The sequence below is a fragment of the Hoeflea sp. EC-HK425 genome (assembly GCF_902498795.1).
In the GTDB taxonomy this organism is placed as follows: Bacteria; Pseudomonadota; Alphaproteobacteria; order Rhizobiales; family Rhizobiaceae; genus Hoeflea; species Hoeflea alexandrii.
Window position 1 is genome coordinate 305,890 of the sequence record NZ_LR701572.1, and the last position, 26,509, is coordinate 332,398.

Below are 26,509 nucleotides of genomic sequence, written 5' to 3' on the forward strand. Positions count from 1 at the left end.
GCCGCGTCGGGGAACCCCGCGCGGTGGGAAGTCAGCTGCGGTATTGGGGGCGTGGTTCGGGCGTGAACTCGATCGAGGCGGTGACGCCCTGATTGGAGATCTTCAGGTCAAGCTCGCACCTCAACTCCATGCAGGCGATTTCGGCGATCTTCATGCCCAGGCCGCCAGACTGGCTGGGGATATCCGGCGTCATGCCGGTGCCATTGTCGGAACAGGTGACAGAAACCGCGCCCGATGCGGTTTTTGCTAATGCGATGCTGACAGCGCCTCTCCGCTGGTCGGGAAATGCATGCTTGAAGGAGTTGGCGACAAATTCGTTGACCAGGGTGCCGACGGAGACCGCCTGCTGCGAGCCGACGGTGATTGAAACGGGCGTGAATTCCATCTCGACATTGGCCGGAGCGGTTTCTCTCAAATAGTCGACGATCTTCTCGAGATAGACGCCCAGATCTACATTCGATCCGGCATCGGTCTTGTAGAGATACTCGTGCAGCGTCGAGACCGCATCGATACGGGTCATGATCTTGGAGACAGCCACCCGGGCTTCCTCCGTTTGCAGCCGACGCTCCTGTATCCGGACGAAGGCGGAAAGCGACTGCAGCGAGTTCTTCACCCGGTGGTCGACCTCCTGACGCATGGTGGCGGCGGTTGCGAGCGCCTTTCGCATTTCCAGCTGAGCCATCACCTGACGTGCCAGCACCTTGATCGTGTCGCGCTGGAGCGGCGTCAGGCTGCGTGGCTTGCGGTCAAGCACGCACAAGGTGCCAATCGGCAGACCGTCAGGTGTCTTGAGCAGGGCCGCGGCATAGAATCTGAGATCCGGATCCGAGGTGCACAGCGGATTGTCGTTCATCCGCTCATCACCCAGCGTATCCTCGATCTCGAGAAATTCCTCTTCGAGAATGGCATGGGCACACATCGCGTTCTCGATCGGTGTTTCGCTGATGTCGAGGCCGACCGATGCCTTGAACCATTGCCGTTCGGAATCGACCAGGCTCATCAGGGAGATCGGCGTTCCACAGATGGAGGACGCCAGTTGCACGATGTCATCGAAATCCTTTTCGGGATTGCTGTCGAGCATTTCGTAGGCATGCAGCGCCTGCAATCGTTCGGCCTGGCGGGGGTGCAGGGGAGCCTTCATAACTTATACCTTTTTCAAATTCTCGAGTTCGGTCAGAAAGCGTGCCGCTTCTGCTCACGTGATGAATGACGCAAATGGCAATGTCTTACAGCCGGTATCCGGGTGGTGCCGATTTCGCTGTTGAGACAGCAGCACGCTGCCGGGTGGACTCTCATGCAAGCCTCGGGGCAAATGTGCGAATGGTGGGAGTGATACACGATCTGTGTCCGACGTTCTTTAACCTGCATTGTGTTTGCAGGATTAATGGCTGACGGATAAGCGCGCTGCTTGAAGACAGGGCGCGGAGCCTGATGTGGTGGTTTTTGCCGCCTTGATGCCGCGGATCCGGCGGTGGGGGCCACCGGTGTCGCAATTGGCGCATTGCGCGTCCCGTTTCATGCAAGCATGAAGCCTGCTTTCGGTTTCTATTCATGGCCAAGGCCGCACGGGAGATGTGGCCGGGTCGGGAAGAGGACAACGACACCATGGCTGAGTACAAAACCGATATCGAGATCGCCCGCGCGGCGAACAAGAAGCCGATCCAGCAGATCGGCGAGAAGCTTGGCATTCCGCTTGAGGATCTCGTTCCCTACGGCCATGACAAGGCGAAGATCTCCGCCGACTTCATCGCGCGGCAGAAAGACAGGGCGGATGGAAAGCTGATCCTCGTCACCGCGATCAATCCGACGCCCGCGGGCGAGGGCAAGACCACCACCACGGTGGGACTTGGCGACGGGCTCAACCGCATCGGCAAGAAGGCGATGATCTGCATCCGGGAGGCTTCGCTGGGGCCGAATTTCGGCATGAAGGGCGGGGCCGCGGGTGGCGGCATGGCGCAAGTGGTGCCGATGGAAGAGATGAACCTGCATTTCACCGGTGATTTCCACGCCATCACCAGCGCCCACAATCTGCTTTCGGCGATGATCGACAACCACATCTACTGGGGCAACGAGCTTGAAATCGATGCGCGCCGCATCGTCTGGCGCCGGGTGATGGACATGAACGACCGGGCGCTCAGAGACATCGTGGTCAATCTCGGCGGCGTTGCCAACGGGTTTCCGCGCCAGACCGGGTTCGACATCACGGTGGCGTCTGAAGTGATGGCGATCCTGTGCCTGGCCAGGGATCTCGAGGATCTGCAGCAGCGGCTGGGGTCGATCGTGGTGGCCTACCGCCGCGACAAGACGCCGATCTATTGCCGCGACATCAAGGCCGATGGTGCGATGACGGTGCTGCTGAAAGACGCGATGCAGCCCAATCTGGTGCAAACGATGGAAAACAATCCCGCCTTCGTGCATGGCGGGCCGTTTGCCAATATCGCCCATGGCTGCAACTCGGTGGTGGCGACCACAACGGCGCTCAAGCTTGCCGATTATGTCGTTACCGAAGCCGGTTTCGGCGCCGATCTTGGAGCAGAGAAATTCTTCGACATCAAGTGCCGCAAGGCCGGCCTGAAACCCGATGCGGCGGTGATCGTCGCCACCGTGCGGGCGATGAAGATGAACGGCGGCATCAAGAAGGACGATCTCGGGCCGGAGAATGTCGCAGCGGTGGAGAAGGGCTGCGCCAATCTGGGCCGCCATGTGCAGAACGTGAAAAAATTCGGCGTTCCGGTGGTGGTGGCGATCAATCATTTTGTCACCGACACCGAAGCCGAGGTGCAGGCGGTCAAGGACTATGTTGCGACGCTCGGCGCCGAGGCGATCCTGTGCAAGCACTGGGCGCAGGGCTCAGCCGGCATCGAGGATCTGGCGCACAAGGTGGTCGAACTTGCCGAATCCGGCCAGGCGCAGTTCGCGCCGCTTTATCCCGACGAGATGCCGCTGTTCGACAAGATCGAAACCATCGCCAAGTCGATCTATCACGCCGGCGAGGTGATTGCCGAGAAATCCGTGCGCGAGCAGCTCAGGCAATGGGAATCGCAGGGCTATGGCAAGCTGCCGATCTGCATGGCGAAAACACAGTATTCGTTCTCGACCGACCCCAATCTGCGTGGCGCGCCCTCGGGTCACACCGTCCCTGTCCGCGAGGTACGGCTGTCGGCCGGCGCTGGTTTCATCGTCGTTATCACCGGCGAGATCATGACCATGCCCGGCCTGCCAAGAACGCCATCGTCAGAAAAGATCCGGCTCAATGACAAAGGCCAGATCGAAGGGCTGTTCTAGACGAGTTTCCGGGCGGCGTGTCCGCCCGGTCAACTTGCAATCGCTGCCTATGTCGAGTGTCTATTTTTGCATGTCCAATTCGGACGCCAGTTTCGCAAGCTGGTCAGAATATGCTTTCATATGGTTGGCTGGAGTTTCTTTCAGACCACCGTGAATCCGCTCAATCCCCATGGTCCAGTTGACTGGAAGGTCACCGGACCATGTCTGCCCAGACTCATAGCGATCAATCATTTTCGTAACCCAATTGTTCATCTGCTGACGATCACCGCCATCGATCAACCTGCGGGTAACGGCATACAATTTTGGCGGAGGTGGGAAATCAGGCCTATCCATGATACGGGAGATCAGATCATGGTCGGCTTTACCCATTCCGGGCTTCTTCCAGGTGTTAAGCTGACGAAAATAGGACTCGATTGTGCTTACGTCTGCCGCGCTGGGCGGATTTATATTATCGAGAATCACATTGATAAGTTGGCGATATCTTTTATTTAGATCGTCAGTTTTCAGCTCCAGGTCCAAGCCTAGAGTGGCGGTTAGAAAATAAACCCAGTCGGAAGTCTGCGCTCCCTGACGGGGAGCTTTCAGGCTTTCTTTGGTTCTCAGCCACCCTGGTTTAACCTTAAGCTGTCCTGAGCTCACAAATGTCGGGATCAATGGTGCGAACAGAGGCATGTATCGGCCCGTCGTGCTTCTGAACACCAGTTCAAACTCACCTTTTACGTTAGGAATGTGTGCGGTAATTCGATGAACTGAAAATGTATCTGCGGTCAGCGAGTACGAGTAGATTTTCCGGGTATCTGCGCTGTGCAATTGTCCTCTCGACAGAATGATGTCGGCATCCGACAGCCTGGCTTTCTCCTCGATAAGGCATTGACCTTCGCTGATCCGAAGCCTGGCCTCTTCTGCAGCATTTTTCTGTTTTCGATTGTCTCCCGGTTTTCTTGGCAATGAAAATTGGGAGGAGTTTGGATTGATATTGACGATGGGACAGCTGTCCCGTTTTTCGAAACGGTAACTGAGCAATTCCAATTCCGGATCGATATCAGCAAAGGGATGTTTGGTGGGCAACATCAAAATTCTATCTGCGACGCCGGTCAACAGCGCATGCAGACAAAACCCGTCGCATTTGATTTCCTTCACCGGGTAAATTCCGACGTCCTGGCGAACCGCAATTGTGTATGCACTCATTGGCTGCGCAATGTCGTTGAAGTCGCCCGAAATATATTCCGTGGTTGCAGAAGATTTGGTTATTAGGTTCATTGCTGTTGGCAACGTAAATAATATAATTATTGTAGAAATTATTGATATTGTTATCTTCTTGGTGCGTTCGGAATTAATTAATACGGAAATCCAAATAGAAATTATAGTATATATAGATATTGTGGGGGCTGCAATAATTAGAAGCGCTATCGGTATTCCTATGCCGGTGAACATTAGGATAATAATAATATCGGGATTCAAAAATCCTACAATCGACGCCGGTATGGTGATTGATAAAATTATCGCGACCCACTTCACGGCGGTCTCCTATTGCGCGGTTTGATGTCGGCGCAGCCTATGTCGCAACCGTTTCTAAAATGCTACCATTACGTGTATGATTTTCAATGTTGGGAACGTCCTCTCAATCATATTGGCGGGATCGAAAGCCCGCGTTAAACGGAGATTTGGCGGGCAATCCCTCCCATTGGCCGCGCTTATTCACACAGCCTGTAGCCGCGGTTTCGCTTAATGATGTCGAGATGCAGGTGGTCGGCGTGGCTGGCATTGGTGCCGGGGCCGAGGACGGTGGTGAAATGCAGGCAGGCGCCGCCGCGCACGGCACGCTGGAAAGCTTCTTCCACCGTGCCGTCGCCGGCGCGCGGCGACACCGGGATAGGGTCTCGTCCCTTGAACTCGAAGCTCATGATGTCGATGGCATTGCCGATGGCGTGTTCCGACATCTTGCCGGTGGCGGAGTTGTTGCGGCGCCGGCAGACATAGGTCGAGCCGTGATTGAGCCGGGCAAGGGTGACAGCGGCCGGCAGGGCTTCGGTCGCAGGAACGACAACACCCTCCATCCAGCGCGCCAGGGCGAGGGCGGTCGGGCACCGCAGTTGCGAGGCGGGTGAGAGGGAAACGCCGGGGACGATCTGTTCGATGCTGTAGGGGGCCTCAATGCCGCAGCCGTTCTCGCCGCGGATCGGATCCTGCCTGTCGAAGACCGCACCAAGCTTGCGCAACTCGGCCTCGCAGCTGGCGAGTGCGGCCTCATCGACCGGCGGCGCACTGATGACGGGAAGCTTGTCAGCGTTTTCCGATTCTTCGGCTTCTTGCCCGGCGGATCCGGCTTGACCGGACTGGTCGGGATTTTCCTCGAATGCGCCGAGGGGTGGTTTGGCCGTTGACGTGTCACCATCGGGCTTTGCTTCGGGAACCGGGACTGTAGGAGCCGAGACCGCGGGAACCGCGACGGCTTTCCCCTTCGCGGTCTCACCGCGCGGGCTCTCAACCGGAACCGGGCCGGTCTCCGGCAGTTTTACGCCCGTGGACAGCGTCACGATCAGGGGCAGCAAAAACACTCGGCGCATGTTCTCAGTCCCGGAACTCGACGGTCACACCTTTGCTGACCAGATGCGCAAGCTCGTTGGCATCCCAGTTGGTCATGCGGACGCAGCCGTGACTGCTGGTCTTGTCGATCTTCGAGGGTTCCGGAGTACCGTGAATGCCGTAGGTCGGTTCTGACAGATCGATCCAGACATTGCCAACCGGTCCGTTCGGTCCGGGCGGAAGCGTCAGCGGCTCGGTGTTGTCGCCCTGGACGAAGTTTTCCGGATTGTAGCTGTAGGTCGGGTCAATGGCGATGGCGTTGACCGTGTGGGTCCCGCTGGGCGATGGCGTGCTCGCACTGCCGATCGTGACCGGATAGATCGCGACCAGAGTTTGCGAGGCATCGTATGCTAAAAGCCGCGCTTGGCTCTTGTCGGCGACAAGGCTGGCGATATCAGCCTTCTGGTCGCTGCCGGGGTCTGCGACGAAAATGGTTTCGCCGGCGCTGAATGCCGCGTTGGGGTTGAGCTCGGCTATGAATTCCATGTCCATATGGAAACGTTCGGCAAGCTTTTCCTGGACGCTGGTATAGCCGAGATGCTCGAGTCTGGCGAGCCTCGCATAGTCGTCCGGCAAGGGTTCTGAAATGCCGGAGACGTCGGCGCCGGTTATGGTGTAGCTGACGATCACTTCGTTGCCCATGGCCTGCAGGGTGTTCCACGTCATCTCATCGATAAGGCCGTCGGCAGGAAGCCGGTTGACCTGTTGGAAGCCACGGATCGCCTTCTCGACATTGTCACCGGCATAGCCGTCGATCACCCCAGGCGAAGCCCCGGCCCGATCAAGCAGGATCTGCAACTTTGCCGCCAGCGGGCTCTGGCCTTCGGGCAATTGTTCACCGGCAAACGTCGCGGCGTTGATCGCCACCGGATCCATGGGCGCGGCGTTTGCCTTGGCGAATGTCACTGCCGCCGCAAATGTGGCGGCGGCAATTGCCAGGATGACCTGAAATCTGTCCATCGTCAGTGTTCCCGTTGCGACTGTGACGGCGTGTCGTCGGAAATGCTCGAAGCCTGTCACATGGCTACAACGCACGAAGGGCGAGAAAGATGCATGTGGGGATAAGCAGGCTTCAAAGTGATCCGCCGTGCCCCTGGTTCAGGTGAGGGAAAACGAGGGAACGGGAGCGAGGCCCGGCAAAAGCAGCCGGCTCACAGCGGTTGCGGACCGCGCCAGGATGTCAGCGCCGAAAGTCGCGCGGTCTTCTTGAACTGGTGGCGGTCCATGCGCCGCAGGATGCCGGCGAGAAAACGGATCGTCTCGGCTATATAGGGGCCCTTGTTGAGCATGATGCACTCTGCCCGCTGGCCCATGGCGGCGTCGGTGACTTCGGCGCGTGAAGGCGCGCCGGTCTTCAACAGCGTTTCAAGCACCTGCGTCGCCCATACCACGGGAATGTGCGCCGCTTCGCAGAGCCAGAGGATTTCCTCCTGGGCTTCAGACAGGCGCTCGGTGCCGACTTCCATGGCCAGGTCGCCGCGGGCGATCATCACCGCGACGGGATGATGTGACCCGGCCTGGACAATCAGCCGGGGCAGATTGCGGACTGCGAGTCCGGTCTCGATCTTCAGCAGCAGCGGTTGTGGCGGGCGCTCGCCGCGATGCTGCCTGAGCGCCGCCATCATGCCGCGAACGTCTTCGGGGCGCTGGACGAAGGAACAGCCGACGATATCGGCATTGGCCGCAACAAACGGAAGGTTGGCAAGGTCCGTTGCGGTCAGATGCTCGATCTCGAGATCGATGGCAGGGAAGTTGATCCCCTTCTCGAGCTTGAGCTTCTTGCCCTTGTCGGCCACCACCGTGACTTCCAGCACGGCGCCGTCTTCAAGCAGTTCAACGACCCGGGCGCCGATCTTGCCGTCATCGATCCAGACCTGCAGTCCCGGCTGCAGCCTGGCGGCAATCTCCGGAAAGGTGATGGTGATCGCGGGCAGCCGGCCGGGCGTCGCTGGCGGCCTGGCCAGCAACCTGAACCGGTCGCCGCGAAACAGGCGCTTTGCCTTTGGCGGCGTAATGCTTTCGATCCTGCATTTCGGCCCGGCGATGTCCATGAGCACGGGGCAGGTTCTTCGGGCCTTGGCTGCAGCGGCGCGAATGTTGGCGATCATCGCCGCCCATACTTCGGGTCCGTCATGGGCGCAATTGATGCGGAAGCAACTGGCGCCCGCGTCGATAAGCCGTTCGACAAAGTCTTGGTCGGTGGCACCCTGTGGCGGCATTGTCACCATGATGCGGGTATTGCGCCCGCCGGGATAGTCGCCGAAAAACCGTGCCTGATCATTGGTGATCTGCACCAGTCCTGCGTCGAGAACTGCCGGTTCGGGCCAAGTCGCGGGCAGTCCGGACAGCCCGTCAAGCGTTGCGCTGACGGCGGCGAGAGACTTGCGCAGATGGGATTCCGAGCGTCCGAGCGATGACAGGCCGAGCACGGAAAGGTTTGATTGAAGACCCGTCAGATCGTACTGGCGGGCGGCCAGGTAGAAGGCGAGGTTTTCCGCGCCCGGCCGGAAAACCGGACGCGCGATTTCACTTTCCCAATCCTTGAAGATCGCAGTGCTGTCAGTTTCGATCCTTTCGATGCATTCAGCCAGCAGGCAGCGACAGTCCTTGATGGCGGAAGTTCCGGCTGTTGGTCCGCTTGCAGGACCGGGTTGCTGTGAAAGGCTGGCTTGTTCGGTCACGACGGTCTTTCCTGGCCGGTGGGAGGCGACGGTTTTCTGATGGGATGCCTTGCCCCGGGGGGGCAACGGCATAGGATTTCACCGGGACGACAGGGTTGCCGCCTCAGGCGCCGCCGGACTTGTCGGCCGGTTGATCTGCCGCTTCATCCGCCGTGTCGGCCGTTTCTGCATCGGCTTCTTCGACTTCGCGGACCACCTCGATCTGGACGTGTGTCACGAAGGCGGCGATGGCGCCCAGGATTGCCAGCCACGGGGCGGCGAGTGCCACCGCGCCACCGGCGACGACGCCGAAGGTCAGCGGCGTTTCCAGCACGATATCACCATCGGACGCCCTGATCCGCAATTGCCGGACATTGCCTTCGTTGAGCAAATCCTTGACCTGTTGCACAAGCTGGTCGCCCAGCACCTCGATTTCTTCGGTGAATGTTCTCTTTCCCTTGCCGTCCTGCGTGTTCATGGATTTCTCCTTGGTGAGCCTGAAGGTGATTGAGACTGTTTTTCCTTAGACGGTTGCTTCAGTGAGAGCCTTGATGGGGATCAATCGGCTGAAGCTGCCATCCGGAATAGCGAAGAAGTTGTAGCCCGACGACAACAAGGCATCATGACAGCCGCGGCCGGCCCTCAGGGCCTGGCGAAATCGCGACTGATCTCGCCCCAGGCGCAATGGGGGAAGTATGGGTAGCTGTCGGTGACGAAGTAGACGAACCTGCCGTCGAGCCTTCCGCCGTTGCATTGGTCGAGCGTCCCGGTTCCGCCGGTGAACTGCCAGTCCTGCAGATAGGTGCCGTCGTGACGGCCTCCGGGTCCACCGCTGCGGTTTCCGGGTTTGAGCGTGAACCCGGATTTCGCTTTCGAGCCGACATAGTGGATTTCAAACCCGTCGGCTGCGAAGCCGACCAGGGTCGAGGTGTTGCCCTTGAGCAGGCCCGTTGGCATGGCATGGTAGTGGTAGAGCCCGCGGTGATCGACATGGGCATTGTTCTGGTCGAGGCCAAGCATGGCGCCCGCGCCCTTGCCGTCGAGTTTCCAGCCCGAGGCCGGATTTCGGCTGAAACCGCGCCGCGAGGATGGATCGTAATAATCGGCGGTCCCGGGGCGGATGATGACACCGTTGAGTGCAAAGCCGGTCGAGCCGCGGAGCTGGGTGGCGCGGGAGGTTTTGACAGGGTTCTCGGGAACGCAGACCTCGATGAATTGCGCCGCTATCCGGTGCGGGTTGCCCGGGTTGGGAAATCTGCCGGTGGCGTGATCCGGCAACCCGTTCGAGGTCATACAGATCTTGCCACGGCTTTTCGTGATTGAAACGGATCCGGATGCGGCCCCGGCCGCGACGGCGCTTGCGACAATACCAATGATGGTGACACCGGCGATGACGAGATAGGATAACGGACGGTCCATGCTGGTCTCCTTTTTGATCTGGCGTCCCGGTCTGGACCTGGTGAAGATGAACTCCCCAACCTTTCCACGCGGTGGCGAGAAAGTTACGTGTCGGTAAGGTTTTGGGCGCGAATGCTGCAATTCGTGGAACGAAACATCGGCTTGCGGGTTGTTGATCCCGACAGAAAGATCCCGGGGTGGGCGTGAGTGACTGAAAAATCGATTGTTCAAACAGCGCGGGAATGGCTTGTCCGCGGGCTCAAGAATGGCAACGCCAACCGCATGCCGGTGATGCTGCTTGGTGTTGTTACGCTTGGCGTCTACGCCTTCATCGAAATTGCCGACGAGATGGCTGAAGGCGAAATCCGGCAGCTGGATGAAATGCTGTTCCTGATGATGCGGGAGGCGACCGACCCATCGCGACCGCTGGGGCCAGCCTGGTTGCAGGAGACGGCGCTGGAGATCACCTCGATCGGCGGCTACCCGCTGATAATCCTGACCCTGGCTGCGGTTTCCGGCTTCTTCATCGTCACCAAGCGCCATGGTGCGGCGCTTTATGCCGTGCTGGCGGTGGGATCCGGTGCGCTGTTGAGCCAGACGCTCAAGCAGTATTACGGTCGTCCGCGGCCCGATCTTGTGGATCATCTCGATGCGGTTCACACAGCCAGTTTCCCCAGCGGGCATGCGCTGGTGACGACGGTCGCCTATCTGACACTGGCCGCCATCGTCATCGGTTATCTCGAGAGTGCGCGGGCCCGGGTCTATGTGCTTTTTGTTGCCGTGCTGGTTGCCGTGATGGTTGGCGTCAGCCGGGTCTATCTCGGCGTGCACTGGCCGAGCGACGTGGCCGCCGGCTGGGCGCTCGGTGTTGCCTGGGCGAGTTTTTCCTGGCTCATCGTGCATGTCTTGCAAAGACGCAGGGCAAGGGCACTGCCGCTGCGCCAAACGGAGGATGCACGATGAGCTGGCATGACTGGTTCAAGCCGTTCGCACGTCTTGGCTACGGCGCCCGAGGTCTGGTTTACCTGGTGCTCGCCTTCTTCATCGTCAGCGCTGCCATGACAACCGGCAGCGGCGGCGATTCGAAGGATGCGGTGAGGTTCCTCACACAGTCCACGGCAAGTGCCATCCTCGCGCCGCTGCTCATTGTCAGTCTTGCCGGCTATTGCCTGTGGCGCATCGTGCAGGCTGTCTTCGATACCGATGATCACGGCGTAAAGCCTTCCGGCCTGGCTGTGCGTGCCGGTCTGCTGGGATCGGCTGCGACCTATGGCCTGCTCATGCTCTACGCCCTGTCCCTGTGGTGGGGAGGGATGTTTTCGTCTCAAGACGGATCCGGCGGCGGGTTTGCGCGCACGGTTGCCGGCTTCATCGGGGCCGGACCTGTATCCCTGATCCTGAGCTCGATATTCGTCGTTGTCGGCGGGGCGCATATCTGGAAGGCGGTCAGCCGCAAGTACCGCGACCACATTGAGGCTTCGGCGGAGGCAAAGAGGTGGATCGACATTGCCGCGATCGGCGGTCTTTGCGCCCGCGGTATCATCTTCCTCGTTATCGCCTTCCTGCTGTTCCGCCATGGTCTTGCCGGGCAGGAAGGACGGGCCAGCCTGGCGGACGCGCTTGATTTTATTGCCGGCCTTCCCCTTGGTGCATGGCTGCTTGGGGCAACCGGAACGGGCTTCCTGCTGTTTTCGCTCTATTCCTTTTCGGAGGGCATCTGGCGGCGCATCAACGTCGAAGATGCATGAGCTGTGTATCTCCACTTGAAGCGGCATAAAGCCTGCGGTAAGAACTTCCTCATGACGATGCACGTGGCACAGAAGAATTGGTGGTGGGTTCGCTTCTAGGCGGCCTTGACCACGCATGCGCGTTAGAGATCAACAAGCCGCCCGGGACCTCAAGGTCCGGCGGCTTTTTGTTTGACCCGCTGGCCAAGAGAGTTCCGGCCGGTTCAAACGGAGCTTGAACATGGGCACGACGGAACTTTCGGACAAGGCTGCGCACTACCAGACGCGCGGCGGGGTTTTGGTCACGCGGCGGCGGCGTGAAACCCCTTACGCGGATGCCATATCGGGCTATATCGATGCGCTCGACAGCCGCCGCGGCGCGGTGTTCTCGTCAAACTACGAATATCCGGGACGTTACACCCGGTGGGATACGGCGATCGTCGATCCGCCGCTCGGGATCTCGTCGCGGGAGCGCAAGCTGACAATCGAGGCCTATAACGGCCGTGGCGAGGCGCTGATTTCCATTCTGGCCGGGGGGCTCGAGGGGCACGCGGAATTTGCAATCACCGGCAAGGACGCGCGTAAGATCGAGATCGAGATCGCGAGGCCTGACCGGGTCTTCTCCGAGGAAGAACGCTCGCGCGCACCGACTGTGTTTTCAGTGCTACGGGTGATTGTCGATCTGTTCCATTCGGCCGAAGACGGCAATATCGGCTTTTACGGAGCCTTCGGCTATGATCTGGCGTTCCAGTTCGACCCGGTGGCGCCGAAGCTGACACGGCCCGAGGATCAGCGCGACCTGCTCTTGTTCCTGCCCGACGAGATCCTGATCGTCGACCACCACGCCGCCAAGGCCTGGATCGACCGCTATGATTTCAGCTTCGACGGCATGACCACGGAAGGCCGTGATGCAGAGATCGCGCCCGAAGCCTTCAAGCCCGCCGACCGGATGCCACCGCGCGGCGATCATACGCCGGGCGAATATGCCGAGCTGGTCAAGCGCGCCAAGGAGAGTTTCCGGCGCGGCGACCTGTTCGAGGTTGTGCCGGGGCAGACCTTTTTCGAGCGCTGCGAGGCGCGGCCATCGGAAATCAGCCGGCGGCTCAAGGCGATCAATCCGTCGCCCTATTCCTTCTTCATCAACCTGGGCAACCAGGAATACCTGGTCGGCGCATCGCCGGAGATGTTCGTGCGGGTCAATGGACGGCGGATCGAGACCTGTCCGATCTCCGGCACCATCAAGCGCGGCGAGGATGCGATCGCGGATTCCGAGCAGATCCTCAAGCTGCTCAATTCGAAGAAGGACGAGTCGGAGCTGACCATGTGTTCGGATGTCGATCGCAACGACAAGAGCCGGGTGTGCGAGCCGGGATCCGTGAAGGTCATCGGCCGCCGTCAGATCGAGATGTATTCGCGGCTGATCCACACGGTCGACCATATCGAGGGTCGGTTGCGCGATGGCATGGATGCGTTCGACGGCTTCCTGAGCCACGCCTGGGCGGTGACGGTGACCGGTGCGCCGAAACTCTGGGCGATGCGGTTTCTGGAAAACAACGAGAAGAGCCCGCGTGCCTGGTATGGCGGCGCGGTTGGCATGGTCAGTTTCAACGGCGACATGAACACCGGCCTGACGCTTCGCACCATCCGCATCAAGGACGGCATTGCCGAGGTGCGCGCCGGGGCCACACTGCTGTTTGATTCCAATCCCGAGGAAGAGGAAGCCGAAACCGAACTGAAGGCATCGGCGATGCTCTCGGCGATCCGCGATGCACGGCTCGGCAATGCCGGTTCGGGAACCCGCGAAACGGCAAAGGTGGGCGAGGGCACCTCGATCCTGCTTGTCGACCACGAGGATTCCTTCGTCCACACCCTGGCAAACTACTTCCGCCAGACAGGGGCCAAGGTGACCACAGTGCGCTCGCCGGTGTCCGACGAGGTGTTTGACCGGGTGGCGCCGGATCTGGTGGTGCTGTCGCCGGGACCGGGAAGTCCGAAGGATTTCGATTGTGCTGCCACGATCAAGAAAATCCGGGCGCGCGAGCTGCCGGTCTTCGGTGTCTGCCTTGGCCTGCAGGCGCTTGCGGAGAGCTTTGGCGGCAGCCTGCGCGAACTGGCAGTGCCTGTGCATGGCAAACCGTCGCGCATCAGGGTATCGTCGAGCGGGGTGATTTTCTCCGGTCTGGCGAAGGAAGTGACGGTCGGGCGCTATCATTCGATTTTCGCCGATTACGCGACATTGCCGAAGGAATTCCGTGTTACAGCAGAGACCGATGACGGGGTGATCATGGCGTTCGAGCATGAAAGCCTGCCAATCGCGGCGGTGCAGTTTCACCCTGAATCGATCATGACGCTGGGCCAGGATGCCGGCATGAGGATGATCGAGAACGTGGTCGCGCATCTGGCGCGGCGGAAAAAGGTGGAGGCAGCATGATCGATGCACGCGGCGTGAACAGGCTGGTGGCGGCAGCGGTGCTTGGGGCGTCGATGCTCTTGCTGCTGCCGGGCGAACCGGCGCGGGCCCAGTCCGGCGACGGGATCGATCAGGGCCGGCAACTGGTCGAGGTCAATTGCGGCAAGTGTCATGCGGTGGGTGAAGCCGATGCCAGCCCGCATGAGGGGGCGCCGCCCTTCCGCAAACTGTCGGACATGTTTCCGATGGACGCGCTGGAGGAAGCTTTCTCCGACGGCCGGATCTATTCGGGTCACCCGGACATGCCGGAGTTCATCGCAACACCCGAACAGATGGATGCCATCATCGCCTATATCGCGTCCCTGCAGGACTAGCCGTCATGCCCCACTCATCACGAACCATCCGCCAGCTGGCGTTCTGGTCCATTCCGCTTGCGTTCGGGGTGATGGGGCTCAAATTCGTCGCCTGGTACCTGACCGGTTCAATCGCGCTTTACTCCGATGCGCTTGAATCGATCGTCAATGTGATTGCCGCGACGGCGGCCTTCATCGCCATCGGTTACGCGCAGAAACCTGCCGATATCTCGCACCCTTACGGCCACCACAAGGCGGAGTACTTCTCCGCCGTTCTCGAAGGTGTGCTGATTGTCGTGGCGGCGCTGCTGATTGTCCATGAAGCAATCGGCGGGCTTCTGGAACCGCGCCGGATCGAGGCGCCGGTGCTTGGCTTGGCCGTCAATGCAAGCGCTGCCGTCATCAACGGGATCTGGGCAGCGGTGCTGCTGCGCTTTGGCCGCCGTTACCGGTCGCCGGCACTGCAGGCAGATGGCCACCACATCCTGTCGGACGTAGTCACATCGGTTGGCGTCATCTTCGGCCTGGGTCTGGCGCTGGCCTTCGATCAGCCGCGGCTTGATCCGCTGCTGGCGCTGATCGTTGCCATCAACGTGCTCTGGCAGGGCTGGAAGGTGATTGCGTCCTCCGTCGACGGGCTGATGGACCGGGCGATCGATCCGGTCGATGAGCAGCGCATCCAGGAGATCATCAAGGCTGAGGCCCATGGCGCGATCGAGGCGCACGACATCCGCACCCGGATGGCGGGCCGCGCCTCCTTTGTCGAGTTTCACCTGGTCGTCGATGGCGCGATGAGCGTGGAGGAATCGCACCGGATCTGCGACCGGCTGGAAACGGCGCTTCGCACCGAGGTCGAAGGCATTCGGGTGATCATCCATGTCGAGCCGGGACACAAGGCCAAGGACGAGGGTGTCGTGCTGGGCTGAGCGATCTCGGCAGGGGCGGGGCGTGCGTGAGTTTTCGGCAAGAGGGCCGGCCCCGACTAGCTGCCAAACCGCTCGAGCGCCAGGCGAAACACCTCTGCATCGACATTGCCGCCTGAGACCGTGACGATCACGTCCTCACCTTCGATCTCGCCGCCGTGAAAAAGTGCAGCAGCCAGTGCGACCGCGCCTCCCGGTTCAGCCACGATCTTCAACCTTGAAAAGGCCAGCGCCATGGCGTGCTGCGCTTCGTCCTCGGTGACGACGATGCCCGGGCCGGCCAGACGTCTGAGGATCGGAAACGTTAGCTCACCGGGTTGCGGCGTCAGGATGGCGTCGCAGAGTGAGCCCGACAGCTCGCTGTTGCGCTCGATCCTGCCCGAGCGAAGGCTGCGGGCCATGTCGTCGAACCTTTCCGGTTCCGCGGGTCGTACGCGCAGGCCTGGCGCCTCGGCTTCGAGCGCCAGGGCGACGCCCGACGCGAGACCGCCGCCACCGCAGCAGACCAGCACATCGGCGCCGGCGATGCCTTTCTCCTCTGCCTGTTCGGCGATCTCCAGGCCGCAGGTGCCCTGGCCTGCAATGACCAGAGGCTCATCGAAGGGCTTGATCAGGGTCAGGCCGCGCTCGCCAGCAAGGCGCGTGGTGATTTCGTCGCGGTTTTCCGTGGCCCGGTCGTAGAGAACCACTTCGGCGCCCAGTGCGCCCGTGTTGTCGATCTTCATCTTCGGCGCATCCGACGGCATGACGATGACGGCAGGCGCGCCATGCCGGGCGGCTGCAAGAGCCACGCCCTGGCCGTGGTTGCCGCTGGAAAAGGCGATGACGCCGCGAGCCCGGTCTTCAGGTGACAGGGCCGAGACCGCAGACCAGCCGCCGCGGAACTTGAAGCTTCCGGTGTGCTGCAGGCATTCGGGCTTGACCCAGACCCGACGTCCGGCGATCTCGTCGAGAAACGGGGAATTGAGCAGCGGCGTGCGGCGGACATGACCGTCCAGCCGGTCGCGCGCGGCGCGGATCATCTCGATGTTCATGTCAGACTTCCCGTTATCCCTGAAAGCCGGCAGCGTATAGGCAGCAGGCCTGATTCTCCAAGCGAATTGGATTGCTACTCACATGAAAACGCCGCGCGGAAGGTGCTCCCGCGCGGCGTGATGAGTTGACACTTTGAAAGCCGGTATCAGGCGGCGGGGGGCCGTGCAGCCGGCTGTTGAACATCGGGTTGCCGGCGATGCCGGAGACGTTCTTGGCGATGGCCAGGACGGCGAGATGGGCAATCGGCTCGATGATGACGACCAGCACCGGAGCCTCGCTGAGCAGGCGATTGCCCAGGCAGGAACAGGCTGCTACTCAACCTGCATGAGCGTCGAAAACACCGACCATCCGCATCTGCTCGGACCGGGACTTGCTACGCTGGGCGTGATTGCGGCGTCGGTCGGTTTCGGGCTGGTTCCTTATTTTGCCCGGACGCTGACGGCGGAGGGCATGGCTCCGCATGCGATTGCGTTTTTCCGCTATGCCTTTGCTGCCATCGTGCTGTTGCCGTTTGTCTGGCGCGTCCGGGCAAGATGGAAAGCGCTCGCTTGGGGATTGTTTGCGGGGCTCGGCATGGGCGTCGGGTGGGTCGGCTATGTTCGTGCGGTGGAAATCGTGCCGGTGTCGACCGCCGGTATTCTCTACATGACCTATCCCGTGTTCACGCTGCTGATCGCCTGGCTGGTGTTTGGGGATGCGCCCGGCAGGCGGGCCATCGTGGCGTCGCTGATGATCGTGATGGCGGCGGCTCTGGCCACGTCTCCAGAAGCGGTGGCGACCGAACAGGCGCCGGCGCTGATCCTGTCCCTTGCCGCGCCGCTGGGGTTCGGGTTCGGAATCAATGTACTGGTCCACAAGCTCACGGTGCTCGATCCCTTGGCCCGGATTGCCGCGGTCAGTCTGGGCTCGGTCATGGGTCTTCTGCCGCTAATGGCAGCGACCCCGGTCGCGGCACTCGTGCCGGGCACGGTATCAGGCTGGTGGCTGGTCGCGGGCATTGCGTTTGGGTCCGCCCTCATTCCGCAATTGCTCTACACCGTCGCTGCCCCCGTCATCGGTACTGCCCGCACGGCGATCGCCGGCAGTTTCGAATTGCCGACGATGTTCCTGGTCGGCTGGTTCGCCTTTGCAGAACCTGTCGGAATTCCCCAGTGGATCGCCTGCGCCATCGTTATTGCGGCGATTGCGCTGACACCTGGCAAGTCCATTCGCAGCGTGGCGGCCAACATCGCTGTCAAAGGTGAGAAGCGTTCAAATCGTTAAGCCTGTTTGCTGCGTCGCAGCGAAAATCCCGCGCCACGCCTTGACATGGCCGCATTTGTCAGGCCTAAGAGACCCAACTGGATAGGGGCCCATTCGGCCGCTGCACGCCTCCCTAGAGATGAGCGTGTTCTGACTTCCCCTAACATCCATCTTGAAATTTTCGCGTCGGCCAGCGGCGATGCGCCCAACCCGAACTCCACCGATTGCGGTTTGATCGCAGACGGCGGGTATTTGTTATCGGGCATGGTCCGCGAATGGCAGCGCACAGGCGCTCCCCGACGTATTGCCCAAAATTCGAAAGTTATATCATGTTGTTTTCCGAACTCGGCCTCTCCAAGGCCCTTCTCGATACGCTTGAAGGTCTTCACCTGACCAAGCCGACACCGATCCAGATGCAGGCCATTCCGCTTGTGCTCGAGGGCGGCGACGTCATCGGCCTGGCGCAGACCGGCACCGGCAAGACCGCGGCGTTTTCGCTGCCGATCCTGCACCGGTTGGCGCCCGGCAAGAAGGCCGCGCCGAAGAAGGCCCGTGCGCTGATCCTGGCGCCGACCCGCGAACTCTCCGCCCAGATCGCCCGCAGCGTCAAGGATTACGGCCGCAGGCTGCACCTGACCTCGACTGTCGTGGTCGGCGGCGTGTCGATCCGTCCGCAGATCAAGGCGCTGGCTTCCGGTGTCGACATTCTGATCGCCACCCCTGGCCGGCTGATGGATCTCATCGAGCAGCGCGCGGTGTCGCTCAACGAGATCGAAGTCGTTGTCCTCGACGAGGCCGACCAGATGCTCGACATCGGCTTCATGCCGGCGATCAAGCGCATCCTGGCGATGACGCCGAACACCCGGCAGACGCTTCTGTTTTCGGCAACCATGCCCAAGGAAATCCGCGAACTGTCCTCGCGCCACCTGAAGAACCCGAAGGAAGTGTCGGTGATCCCGGCGAAGAAGACCGCCGACCGGGTCGAGCATACCGTCATGCACATCCAGACGCCCCAGAAGATGGGCGCGCTCGCATCGCTGATCCGCGATCGCAAGGGCGAACGGGTGATCGTGTTCACGCGCACCAAGCGCGGCGCCGACAAGGCCGCCAAGCGGCTTGAAGCCGACGGCATCTCGGCTGCAGCCATTCACGGCAACAAGTCGCAGGGCCAGCGCGAGCGTGCGCTTGCAGGCTTCCGCGCCGGCACCGTGCCGGTGCTGATCGCCACCGACATTGCCGCCCGCGGCATCGACGTGCCGGGCGTCAGCCTGGTGGTCAATTACGAACTGCCGAATGTTCCGGAAGTCTACGTCCACCGCATCGGCCGCACCGCGCGTGCCGGCGCCGAAGGCACTGCCGTGACCTTCTGTGCACCGGACGAACGTTCGCTGCTGCGCGATATCGAAAAGATGCTGAAGACCGAGATCCCGGTCGAAAAGGCGCCGGAAGGCACCTATGTCGACGCATTGGCCGATCCGGATGGGGATTTTGCCCCGCTCAACCGCACCCAGCGTCCGCGCCAGGGTGCACGGCCACAGGGAGCCGCCAAGCCGCAGGGCCAGGGCCGCAAGCCGGGTGGGCGGCAGGCCCAGGGTCAGGGCGGAAAGCCTGCCAATGGTCAGCAGGCCGGCAAGCCGGGCGCCAACCGGCATCAACCTGCCGCAGCAGCCAACCAGAACGGCGACCAGCCGGCAGCCAAGTCGCGCCGCCGCCGTCGCAGCGGTGACCGTCGTCCGCGCCCCGAGCAGGGCGGCAACAAGGCCGTTGCGCAGGGCTGACAGGGCCGCGCCTGAGCCTTGACCGGCGCTGATGTGGGATCGGCGTCTTCCAAACCAGAACCGGACGGCGTCGCGATTTTTCGCGGCGCCGTTTGCATGTTGATGATCCATTCGCGGCTCTGCCATTGTTTCGTGGCCCGGATCGTACTATCTGCGAGACATGCAAACACACGGAGACTGCTTATGAGCGACGAAGACGAAAAGACGACCGAACTGCCGCTGGGCAAGGAAGCGGAAGCAAACCTGTTCAAATCGCGCTCGATCTTCATTTACGGTGGCATCACGCAGGAACTGGCGCACAAGGTCTGCGCCCAGCTTGCAGCGCTTGCCGCGGCCAGCGATGACGATATCCGCATCTTCGTCAATTCGCCGGGCGGCCATGTCGAATCGGGCGATTCGATCCATGACATGATCGGCTTCATCAAGCCCAAGGTCTGGATCATCGGAACCGGCTGGGTCGCTTCCGCCGGTGCGCTGATCTATGTGTCGGTGCCCAAGGAGCAGCGGCTTTGCCTGCCCAATACCCGCTTCCTGCTGCATCAACCGTCCGGCGGCACCCGCGGCATGGTCTCTGACATCGAAATCCAGGCGCGCGAAATCATCAAGATGAACGAGCGGCTCAACAAGATCTTCGCCAAGGCCACCGGCCAGAAGATCGAAAAGATCGCCGCCGACACCGACCGCGATTACTGGCTGTCGGCAGAGGACGCCAAGGAATACGGCCTGGTGGGCAAGATCATCACCAATCAGAGCGAAATCTGAACTGAGTCCGCTGACTGACTTATCAAGCCCCGCCGGTGCAAGCCGGCGGGGCTTTTGCGTTGATGGCCTTACTTCGATTTGAGCTTCTTGGCCTGCTTGACCATCTTGCCGAAGGCCTTGTCTTTCGAACGGCGCTGGGCGAGGCTTGCGGTGTTGTGCTGGTCTTCGGCCACCAGCTTGCGCCAGCGGCTCAGGCGCGCTTCGTCGATATCACCACGTTCAAGTGCGGCGAGGATGGCGCAGCCGGGTTCGCTCGCGTGCCTGCAGTCGTTGAAGCGGCACTGGGTGGACAGATCGTCGAGATCTGAAAAGACCTCCGCGACGCCTTCTTCCGCATCGGTCAATTGCAGCTCACGAACGCCCGGCGTATCGAGCACTGCGCAGCCATTGGGCAGGATGTGGAGCTGGCGGTGCGAGGTGGTGTGGCGGCCCTTGGCGTCGTCCTCGCGGATCGCCTGCGTGGCAGCGACCTCGCTGACAGACAGCGAATTTGTCAGCGTTGACTTGCCAACGCCGGAGGAGCCGAGGAAGGCGATGGTCTGGCCGGGTTTGCACCAGGGTGCCAGTTTCGATGCCGGTTCGTCGCTCTTGGCGTTGAGCGTCAGCACCGCAACATCGGCGGAAATCGCCTCGGCATCCGTGATGTAAGGCGCCGGGTCATCGCAGAGATCGGATTTGGTCAAGAGGATCACCGGCGTCACGCCTGCGTCGAAGGCGAGTGCGACGTAGCGCTCGAGCCGGGCGACGTTGAAATCGAGGTTGCAGGAGGTGACGATGAAGGCGGTGTCGATGTTGGCGGCGATCAGCTGGACCGAGCGGTCGTGACCGGCGGCGCGGCGCTTGATCAGGCTCTTGCGTTCCAGCAGCAGGCTTGCGCTTGGCAGATTGTAATCGAGCAGCAGCCAGTCGCCAACGGTGGCATCCGCACGGGGCGGGACCATCATGTCGATGCCTTCGCCGAGCACGCGCAATCCACTGCGATGCACCTCGGTGACTCGGACCGGCGGCGTCGCGTGCATGTCATCGACACTGATTTGCTGGGCGAAGACATTCTGCCAGCCGAGGCTTTTGAGCGGCGTGACCTGTTGTACGGGGCTTTCGCCCTTGCCGGCAGGCGGCGTGGCGTCACGCGTCATCAAGAATGGCTTTCATGCTCACGGGTCCTGAAACTCGAATGCGGAATATCAGCTGCAGCGCTTGTTCTGCCTTGCATTGCGGCGCCTGGCGCTCTCTACAGGCTTTCATCATAGCATTCCATGCTATCGATGCGGAAACGATTCCGTCATGCGGAAAACAGCAGACAAAAGCGAGGCCTGCTTCTTGATCCCCACACTTGAGACCGAACGGCTGCGGCTGAGAGTGCAGACCATGCAGGACTGGCCGGCCTATGCGAACCTGATGATGTCGGACCGGGCGGTCCACATGGAAGGCCCGCACACGATGGCCGAGGCCTGGGGGCTGTTCTGCCACGACCTGGCGCAATGGCCGCTCCTGGGCTGCGGCGCGCTGATGATCGACGACCGGGAAACCGGGGAATGCCTGGGTCAGGTCGGCATCAATCACGGACCGCTGTTTCCTGAGCACGAGCTCGGCTGGATGGTCTATCCGGGTGCCGAGGGCAGGGGGTATGCCTTCGAGGCGGCCGAAGCCATGCGCCGCTGGGCTTTCACCGTCCGCGGGCTTGAAACGCTGGTCAGCCACATCGATCCCGGCAATCACCGCTCGCGCAAGCTGGCCGAGCGGCTCGGTGCCGTGCTGGAACTCGATCCGGACCGCCCAGGGCCGGAGGTGCTGGTCTACCGCCACATGCGGTAACGGCTTCATGAAAAAAAGCCCCCGCCGGAATTACCAACGGGGGCTTAACTTGCGCCTGATATCAGGTGACTAAGGTGCAGCCGATAGCTTGATTTACGAGAAATCCAGCGCGCGGTCGCCGTTCTCGTCCTTGATGCGGGTCGGCAGGCCGTTGTGGTTCAAGATGTTGAGGAACGGTTTCGGGTCGAGTTCCTCGACATTGGCCATCTTCTTGACATCCCACTCGCCGGTGGCGACCAGCATGGCGGCTGCGACCGGGGGAACGCCGGCGGTGTAGGAAATGCCCTGGCTGCCCACTTCATTGTAGGCATCCTTGTGGTCGGCAACGTTGTAGATGAAGACCTCGCGTTCCTTGCCATCCTTGGTGCCCTTGACGAAATCGCCGATGCAGGTCTTGCCGGTGTATTCGGGCGCCAGCGATGCCGGGTCGGGCAGGCAGGCCTTGACCACTTTGAGCGGCACGACTTCATCGCCATTGGCCAGCTTGACCGGCTGTTCGGACAGGAGGCCGATGGATTTCAGCACGGTGAAGACGTTGATGTAGTGATCGCCAAAGCCCATCCAGAAGCGCACATCGGCGCCATCCATGTTCTTGGCCAGCGAGTGGACCTCGTCATGGCCGCAAAGATAGGCCTTCGACGGGCCAACGACGGGCAGGTCGTAGGTCTTGCCGATCTCGAACATCTTGTTGGTCTGCCATTCGCCGTTCTGCCAGGAATAGACCACTCCGGTGAATTCGCGGAAATTGATCTCCGGGTCGAAATTGGTGGCAAAGTACTTGCCATGGCTGCCGGCATTGATGTCGACGATGTCGACATCCGTGACCTTGTCGAAATAGTCGTTCTTGGCCAGTGCGGCATAGGCGTTGACGACGCCGGGATCGAAGCCGGCGCCGAGGATGACGGTAACGCCCTTTTCGGCGGCCTCGTCGGCGCGGGTCCACTCGTAATTGCCGTACCAGGGCGGGGTCTCGCAGATCTTGCCTGGCTCTTCATGGATGGCGGTGTCGATATAGGCAGTACCCGTGTCGAGACAGGCGCGCATCACCGACATGTTGAGGAAGGCGGTGCCGACATTGATGACGATCTCGGAGTTGGTCGACTTGATCAGCGCCTTGGTGGCCTCGATGTCCATGGCGTCGAGTGCATGGCCCGCCAGCACGCCTTCCTGCTTCAGGGCGTTCTTCTCGTGAACCGAGGCGATAATGGCGTCGCACTTGGCCTTGGTGCGCGAAGCGATGTTGATGTCGCCGAGCACGTCATTGTTCTGGGCACATTTGTGGGCGACAACTTGCGCGACGCCGCCGGCGCCGATGATGAGGACGTTCTTCTTCATGATGGGGACTAACTCCTGTGTCCAATCGTCAGATGCCTCAGGAGAGGCTGTGTTCGAAATCCGCGTAGTCAAACTCACGGACCGTTCTGATGCTGCCATCCAGTTCGCGGATGGCGATTGACGGCATTTGCACGCCGTTAAACCAGTTCTTCTTGACCATTGTATAACCGGCGGCGTCCTGGACCGAGATCCGGTCGCCGATCTTCACTTCCTCGGGGAAATCGAACTCGCCGAAGATATCGCCGGCCAGGCAGGACTTGCCGCAGATCATGGTGCGGTGAGCGCCCTTGTTGGGTTCGATCTTGGCGGTTTCGCGGTAGATCAGCAGGTCGAGCATGTGGGCCTCGATCGAGGAGTCGACGATGGCCAGGTTCTTGCCGTTGAACAGCGTGTCGAGCACGGTGACTTCCAGCGTCGTCGATTTGGTGATCGAGGCCTCGCCGGGCTCGAGATAGATCTGCACGCCATACTCGCCGGCAAAGCGCTTGAGCCGTTCGGCAAACTGTTCGAGCGGATAATCCGCGCCGGTGAAATGGATGCCGCCGCCGAGGCTGACCCATTCGGCCTTCTTCAGCAGGGGCCCGAATTTTTGCTCGATGTCGCCGAGCATCTGGTCGAACAGGGCGAAATCGCCGTTCTCGCAATTGTTGTGGATCATGAAGCCGGAGATCATCTGCATCACCGGCTCGACCTTTTTGAGATCCCACTCGCCGAGCCGTGAGAAGGGCCGGGCCGGATCGGCCAGATCGAATGTCGAGGACGAGACGCCGGGATTGAGCCGCAAGCCGCGGATGATGCCGGACGACTGATCCGAAAAGCGAGTCAGCTGACTTATGGAATTGAAGATGATCTTGTCGGCGTGGGAGACCACTTCGTCGATCTCGTGATCGGCATAGGCGACCGAGTAGGCGTGTGTCTCCTTGCCGAAACGCTCGCGGCCAAGGCGCACCTCGTTGAGCGACGACGAGGTGGTGCCGTCCATGTAGTCGGCCATGAAATCAAACACGCCCCAGGTGGCGAAGCATTTCAGCGCCAGCAACGCCTTTGCGCCGGAGAGTTCGCGCAGCCGGGCGATCTTCTCCATGTTGATCTGGAGCTTCGACTTGTCGATCAGATAATAGGGGGTCTGGATCACGGTCTCGTCCATCCTGGGGCATCCTGGCTTCACGGGAAAGGGCGTCTGCGCGCGGGCGTGCAGGCCCGGGCGTCAGGGGCAATTAGGAAAATCCGGTGTCACACGCAAGGCCGAAACGGGAATTTGGCGAAAAAGCCAGGTTTTCTCTGCGTTGGCAAAGGTTGAACATGGCGGCGCGGGCCGGGTCTGCCGATATTCCTGTGACGGGTCCTAAGCTGGTGGCGAATGTATTGACCTCGGTCAATGCCGAGATCCTTTCTGTCTTGCTAATATAGCAAAGCTGCAATTTGAGGGTCGACGCTGATGCGTACACAAGGCAAGGACATGGTTTGGCGCTTGCTGATGGCGGCGCTTTTGGTGATCGCCGGCGCGCAGGCCGGCATGGCCCAGGACGTGACATTCCGGACCTACAAGGATGTCGCCGGGTTCTCCTGCGAGTTTCCGTCGGACTGGGACTTCGATCAGGCGCGTAATTTCGACCGGATCTTCACCAGTGCGAAGGCTCCGGACGCGACCATCATCATCCAGGTGATCGAGCAGGACAAGGCTGCGGAAAAGACAGTGGCCGGGCAGCTTGAAGCGCTCAAACAACAGCTTCTCCGCGCCCCTGACGGCCGGATCCTGAACGAGGGGACCGCTCCGATTGCCGGACAGCAGGTGCCGTATCTCGTCGCCGGCTACACGGCGCTGGACACGGCGGACACACAGCGCGCTTTCCGGCATATCCAGATGGTGGTAACCACGCCGCGCGCCTTCCTGCTAATGTCGTATTCGGCGCCCGACGAGAGCTTCGACCGGGAAATGCGGGTGTTCCAGAACTGCTCGGCGACACTGCAGATCGAAGCCGCGGGCGCGGCCGCGCCGCCGGTTTCGTCACAGCCCGCGCCCGAGCAACCCGCCCCCCAGCCGCCCGCTGCTCCGGAGGGTCAAGCCCAGGATACCGAGGTTCCTGACGCCGTGGCTCCGGGCAGCGAGGAGACGCTGATCTGGCGGCACAACACCGATCGCGACTTCTGGATCGCTGTGCCGTCGATCTGGTCGAACAAGGCCGATCAGTCCGAGCCCTATTCCGTCGACATGCAGCATCCAGACCGGGTCGAGGGCGTCATCGTCTTCGTGGTCGACATGAACAAGACGTCGAAGGTGAAGGAGTACGCCAACGCCTGGGAACTGGTGCTGGCCGACAAGATCTTCTTCATGAAGGACCGCCTTGCGGTTCCGCAGAAGGACCATCCGGGCGTGGGCGTGGCCAAGACGCCGGGGATCATGCGCGAGTACCAGGGCGAGATCAACGGCGCCACAGTGCGCAGCGTCGCGGCCTATGTGGTGAACAAGAAGCGCGGCTTCACCGTCGTCGGCTACCACTTCCTCGGCGACGCCAAGGGCGAAAAACGCATCCGCGCGGCGGTGGAGAGTTTCCGGTTGGCGGCGCCGTGAGGATGGATTCCTGTCACATGTCGTTCTCCCAATTCTGTCCGCCGTAAAACAGGCGGAGAATGGTAACGGCTTGATCTGTGACCATGAAGGCGATGGTTATGCGTCTTTCGAAGCCGATGATGCGAAGACCCGTTCGAATGTCGTCACGGAGATGACCGCGCTCGGACGCGAGATCGAATTCGCGGCAATACCGTTCAATTCGGTTGATGTAGGCCATCGCGACATCGGGGCTTGCTTTGGCATTGATCCATTCATAGAGCGCCAATAGATCCGCCCGAGCTTCCGGCGCAAAGACGACGTCGCGCGTCTTCACTCGGAGCCATTTGTCTTTCGGGCGTGCAGGGCCCGGATATCGTCAAAGACGGACTTCGCGGGAATGCCGCGCGACGGGTCGGCAAGCATGGCGTCGTAGGTTGGCGCTACCTGGTTGCGCAACCAGTCTTCAACGGCGCGGTCTCGCTCCTGCAGAGCGCGAAGTCCCGCGCGAACCACCTCGCTTGCCGAGGCGTAGTCGCCGGATCGAACCTTCTGGTCGATGTAGTCCGCATGCTCGTCGGGCAGGCTGATCGTTCGCTTGTCCAAGATTGATCTTTCTTTCGATGGGACACCGCACGGTATGACTAAATCA

The 26,509-nt window shown here is 61.0% G+C and carries 24 protein-coding genes; 11 read left to right on the top strand and 13 right to left on the bottom strand.

The genetic code is table 11. From position 1 onward, the window contains the following. Nucleotides 1-31: 31 nt before the first annotated feature. A complete protein-coding gene (locus SPHINGO391_RS04310) occupies nucleotides 32-1,141 on the bottom strand; it encodes a histidine kinase dimerization/phosphoacceptor domain -containing protein (protein WP_152007670.1) in 1,110 nt (369 codons plus the stop codon). 464 nt (nucleotides 1,142-1,605) lie between these two features. On the opposite strand from SPHINGO391_RS04310, the gene SPHINGO391_RS04315 reads away from it, so the two are divergent. Next, complete coding sequence (locus tag SPHINGO391_RS04315; RefSeq protein WP_152007671.1) at nucleotides 1,606-3,285, top strand: formate--tetrahydrofolate ligase; 1,680 nt, start codon at nucleotides 1,606-1,608, stop codon at nucleotides 3,283-3,285. A gap of 60 nt (nucleotides 3,286-3,345) precedes the next feature. On the opposite strand, the gene SPHINGO391_RS04320 is transcribed toward SPHINGO391_RS04315, so the two are convergent. From SPHINGO391_RS04320 to SPHINGO391_RS04345, 6 genes are all read right to left on the bottom strand, one after another. Beyond that, on the bottom strand, nucleotides 3,346-4,803 hold the full coding sequence (locus SPHINGO391_RS04320) for a hypothetical protein (RefSeq protein ID WP_152007672.1): 1,458 nt from the start codon (nucleotides 4,801-4,803) through the stop codon (nucleotides 3,346-3,348). Between the two features lie 176 nt (nucleotides 4,804-4,979). After that, a complete protein-coding gene (locus SPHINGO391_RS04325; protein ID WP_152007673.1) occupies nucleotides 4,980-5,852 on the bottom strand; it encodes an extensin family protein in 873 nt (290 codons plus the stop codon). 4 nt (nucleotides 5,853-5,856) lie between these two features. Next, nucleotides 5,857-6,831, bottom strand: a complete 975-nt coding sequence (locus SPHINGO391_RS04330) for a L,D-transpeptidase (protein ID WP_193217183.1) — start codon at nucleotides 6,829-6,831, stop codon at nucleotides 5,857-5,859. Between the two features lie 191 nt (nucleotides 6,832-7,022). Beyond that, nucleotides 7,023-8,552 carry a pyruvate kinase gene (locus SPHINGO391_RS04335; RefSeq protein WP_193217184.1) on the bottom strand — a complete coding sequence of 510 codons (1,530 nt, stop codon included), beginning with the start codon at nucleotides 8,550-8,552 and terminating at the stop codon, nucleotides 7,023-7,025. Nucleotides 8,553-8,655: 103 nt separating this feature from the next. Further along, complete coding sequence (locus SPHINGO391_RS04340) at nucleotides 8,656-9,009, bottom strand: DUF4342 domain-containing protein (RefSeq protein WP_152007675.1); 354 nt, start codon at nucleotides 9,007-9,009, stop codon at nucleotides 8,656-8,658. Nucleotides 9,010-9,173: 164 nt separating this feature from the next. After that, entirely contained in the window at nucleotides 9,174-9,950 is a 777-nt protein-coding gene (locus SPHINGO391_RS04345; RefSeq protein WP_152007676.1) for a YHYH protein, read from the bottom strand. Nucleotides 9,951-10,136: 186 nt separating this feature from the next. Between SPHINGO391_RS04345 and SPHINGO391_RS04350 the strand changes: the two genes are divergently transcribed. From SPHINGO391_RS04350 to SPHINGO391_RS04370, 5 genes are all read left to right on the top strand, one after another. After that, nucleotides 10,137-10,892, top strand: coding sequence for a phosphatase PAP2 family protein (locus SPHINGO391_RS04350; protein WP_244615108.1), 756 nt, complete (start codon nucleotides 10,137-10,139; stop codon nucleotides 10,890-10,892). Beyond that, complete coding sequence (locus SPHINGO391_RS04355; RefSeq protein WP_152007677.1) at nucleotides 10,889-11,677, top strand: DUF1206 domain-containing protein; 789 nt, start codon at nucleotides 10,889-10,891, stop codon at nucleotides 11,675-11,677. The genes SPHINGO391_RS04350 and SPHINGO391_RS04355 overlap by 4 nt, the downstream gene beginning before the upstream one ends. A gap of 220 nt (nucleotides 11,678-11,897) precedes the next feature. Next, entirely contained in the window at nucleotides 11,898-14,087 is a 2,190-nt protein-coding gene (locus SPHINGO391_RS04360; protein WP_152007678.1) for an anthranilate synthase, read from the top strand. Then, on the top strand, nucleotides 14,084-14,440 hold the full coding sequence (locus tag SPHINGO391_RS04365; RefSeq protein WP_244615109.1) for a cytochrome c: 357 nt from the start codon (nucleotides 14,084-14,086) through the stop codon (nucleotides 14,438-14,440). The genes SPHINGO391_RS04360 and SPHINGO391_RS04365 overlap by 4 nt, the downstream gene beginning before the upstream one ends. A 5-nt stretch (nucleotides 14,441-14,445) precedes the next feature. Then, entirely contained in the window at nucleotides 14,446-15,345 is a 900-nt protein-coding gene (locus SPHINGO391_RS04370) for a cation diffusion facilitator family transporter (RefSeq protein ID WP_152007679.1), read from the top strand. Nucleotides 15,346-15,401: 56 nt separating this feature from the next. Here the strand turns inward: SPHINGO391_RS04370 and SPHINGO391_RS04375 are convergent, their stop codons facing one another. Beyond that, a complete protein-coding gene (locus tag SPHINGO391_RS04375) occupies nucleotides 15,402-16,376 on the bottom strand; it encodes a threonine/serine dehydratase (RefSeq protein WP_152007680.1) in 975 nt (324 codons plus the stop codon). 163 nt (nucleotides 16,377-16,539) lie between these two features. Between SPHINGO391_RS04375 and SPHINGO391_RS04380 the strand changes: the two genes are divergently transcribed. From SPHINGO391_RS04380 to SPHINGO391_RS04390, 3 genes are all read left to right on the top strand, one after another. After that, nucleotides 16,540-17,640: a DMT family transporter gene (locus tag SPHINGO391_RS04380; protein WP_244615110.1), complete on the top strand. Its 1,101-nt coding sequence runs from the start codon at nucleotides 16,540-16,542 to the stop codon at nucleotides 17,638-17,640. Nucleotides 17,641-17,948: 308 nt separating this feature from the next. Further along, nucleotides 17,949-19,397, top strand: coding sequence for a DEAD/DEAH box helicase (locus SPHINGO391_RS04385; protein ID WP_244615111.1), 1,449 nt, complete (start codon nucleotides 17,949-17,951; stop codon nucleotides 19,395-19,397). A gap of 102 nt (nucleotides 19,398-19,499) precedes the next feature. Beyond that, nucleotides 19,500-20,159 (top strand): ATP-dependent Clp protease proteolytic subunit, encoded by a 660-nt coding sequence (locus tag SPHINGO391_RS04390; protein ID WP_280177935.1) that lies wholly within the window; start codon nucleotides 19,500-19,502, stop codon nucleotides 20,157-20,159. A 68-nt stretch (nucleotides 20,160-20,227) separates the two neighbouring features. Here the strand turns inward: SPHINGO391_RS04390 and rsgA are convergent, their stop codons facing one another. Further along, nucleotides 20,228-21,295: a ribosome small subunit-dependent GTPase A gene (gene rsgA, locus SPHINGO391_RS04395; RefSeq protein ID WP_152011425.1), complete on the bottom strand. Its 1,068-nt coding sequence runs from the start codon at nucleotides 21,293-21,295 to the stop codon at nucleotides 20,228-20,230. A gap of 184 nt (nucleotides 21,296-21,479) precedes the next feature. Between rsgA and SPHINGO391_RS04400 the strand changes: the two genes are divergently transcribed. Then, nucleotides 21,480-21,974 carry a GNAT family N-acetyltransferase gene (locus SPHINGO391_RS04400; protein ID WP_280177921.1) on the top strand — a complete coding sequence of 165 codons (495 nt, stop codon included), beginning with the start codon at nucleotides 21,480-21,482 and terminating at the stop codon, nucleotides 21,972-21,974. Between the two features lie 93 nt (nucleotides 21,975-22,067). On the opposite strand, the gene SPHINGO391_RS04405 is transcribed toward SPHINGO391_RS04400, so the two are convergent. Beyond that, nucleotides 22,068-23,309 carry a saccharopine dehydrogenase family protein gene (locus tag SPHINGO391_RS04405; protein ID WP_152007684.1) on the bottom strand — a complete coding sequence of 414 codons (1,242 nt, stop codon included), beginning with the start codon at nucleotides 23,307-23,309 and terminating at the stop codon, nucleotides 22,068-22,070. 37 nt (nucleotides 23,310-23,346) lie between these two features. Beyond that, nucleotides 23,347-24,444 carry a carboxynorspermidine decarboxylase gene (locus SPHINGO391_RS04410; protein ID WP_152011426.1) on the bottom strand — a complete coding sequence of 366 codons (1,098 nt, stop codon included), beginning with the start codon at nucleotides 24,442-24,444 and terminating at the stop codon, nucleotides 23,347-23,349. A gap of 336 nt (nucleotides 24,445-24,780) precedes the next feature. Here SPHINGO391_RS04410 and SPHINGO391_RS04415 point away from each other — a divergent pair, with 336 nt between their 5' ends. Next, a complete protein-coding gene (locus SPHINGO391_RS04415; protein ID WP_152007685.1) occupies nucleotides 24,781-25,881 on the top strand; it encodes a hypothetical protein in 1,101 nt (366 codons plus the stop codon). Nucleotides 25,882-25,894: 13 nt separating this feature from the next. On the opposite strand, the gene SPHINGO391_RS04420 is transcribed toward SPHINGO391_RS04415, so the two are convergent. Further along, on the bottom strand, nucleotides 25,895-26,194 hold the full coding sequence (locus SPHINGO391_RS04420) for a type II toxin-antitoxin system RelE/ParE family toxin (RefSeq protein ID WP_152007686.1): 300 nt from the start codon (nucleotides 26,192-26,194) through the stop codon (nucleotides 25,895-25,897). Continuing rightward, entirely contained in the window at nucleotides 26,191-26,463 is a 273-nt protein-coding gene (locus SPHINGO391_RS04425; protein ID WP_244615112.1) for a type II toxin-antitoxin system ParD family antitoxin, read from the bottom strand. Before SPHINGO391_RS04425 ends, SPHINGO391_RS04420 begins: the two co-directional genes overlap by 4 nt. Nucleotides 26,464-26,509 lie beyond the last annotated feature (46 nt).

Excerpts from the sequence above, each read along its gene's own strand:
- SPHINGO391_RS04310 (WP_152007670.1), bottom strand. The coding sequence starts at position 1,141 with ATGAAGGCTCCCCTGCACCCCCGCCAGGCCGAACGATTGCAGGCGCTG.
- SPHINGO391_RS04315 (WP_152007671.1), top strand. The coding sequence starts at position 1,606 with ATGGCTGAGTACAAAACCGATATCGAGATCGCCCGCGCGGCGAACAAG.
- SPHINGO391_RS04325 (WP_152007673.1), bottom strand. The coding sequence starts at position 5,852 with ATGCGCCGAGTGTTTTTGCTGCCCCTGATCGTGACGCTGTCCACGGGC.
- SPHINGO391_RS04330 (WP_193217183.1), bottom strand. The coding sequence starts at position 6,831 with ATGGACAGATTTCAGGTCATCCTGGCAATTGCCGCCGCCACATTTGCG.
- SPHINGO391_RS04340 (WP_152007675.1), bottom strand. The coding sequence starts at position 9,009 with ATGAACACGCAGGACGGCAAGGGAAAGAGAACATTCACCGAAGAAATC.
- SPHINGO391_RS04345 (WP_152007676.1), bottom strand. The coding sequence starts at position 9,950 with ATGGACCGTCCGTTATCCTATCTCGTCATCGCCGGTGTCACCATCATT.
- SPHINGO391_RS04355 (WP_152007677.1), top strand. The coding sequence starts at position 10,889 with ATGAGCTGGCATGACTGGTTCAAGCCGTTCGCACGTCTTGGCTACGGC.
- SPHINGO391_RS04360 (WP_152007678.1), top strand. The coding sequence starts at position 11,898 with ATGGGCACGACGGAACTTTCGGACAAGGCTGCGCACTACCAGACGCGC.
- SPHINGO391_RS04365 (WP_244615109.1), top strand. The coding sequence starts at position 14,084 with ATGATCGATGCACGCGGCGTGAACAGGCTGGTGGCGGCAGCGGTGCTT.
- SPHINGO391_RS04370 (WP_152007679.1), top strand. The coding sequence starts at position 14,446 with ATGCCCCACTCATCACGAACCATCCGCCAGCTGGCGTTCTGGTCCATT.
- SPHINGO391_RS04375 (WP_152007680.1), bottom strand. The coding sequence starts at position 16,376 with ATGAACATCGAGATGATCCGCGCCGCGCGCGACCGGCTGGACGGTCAT.
- SPHINGO391_RS04385 (WP_244615111.1), top strand. The coding sequence starts at position 17,949 with ATGTTGTTTTCCGAACTCGGCCTCTCCAAGGCCCTTCTCGATACGCTT.
- SPHINGO391_RS04390 (WP_280177935.1), top strand. The coding sequence starts at position 19,500 with ATGATCCATTCGCGGCTCTGCCATTGTTTCGTGGCCCGGATCGTACTA.
- rsgA (WP_152011425.1), bottom strand. The coding sequence starts at position 21,295 with ATGACGCGTGACGCCACGCCGCCTGCCGGCAAGGGCGAAAGCCCCGTA.
- SPHINGO391_RS04405 (WP_152007684.1), bottom strand. The coding sequence starts at position 23,309 with ATGAAGAAGAACGTCCTCATCATCGGCGCCGGCGGCGTCGCGCAAGTT.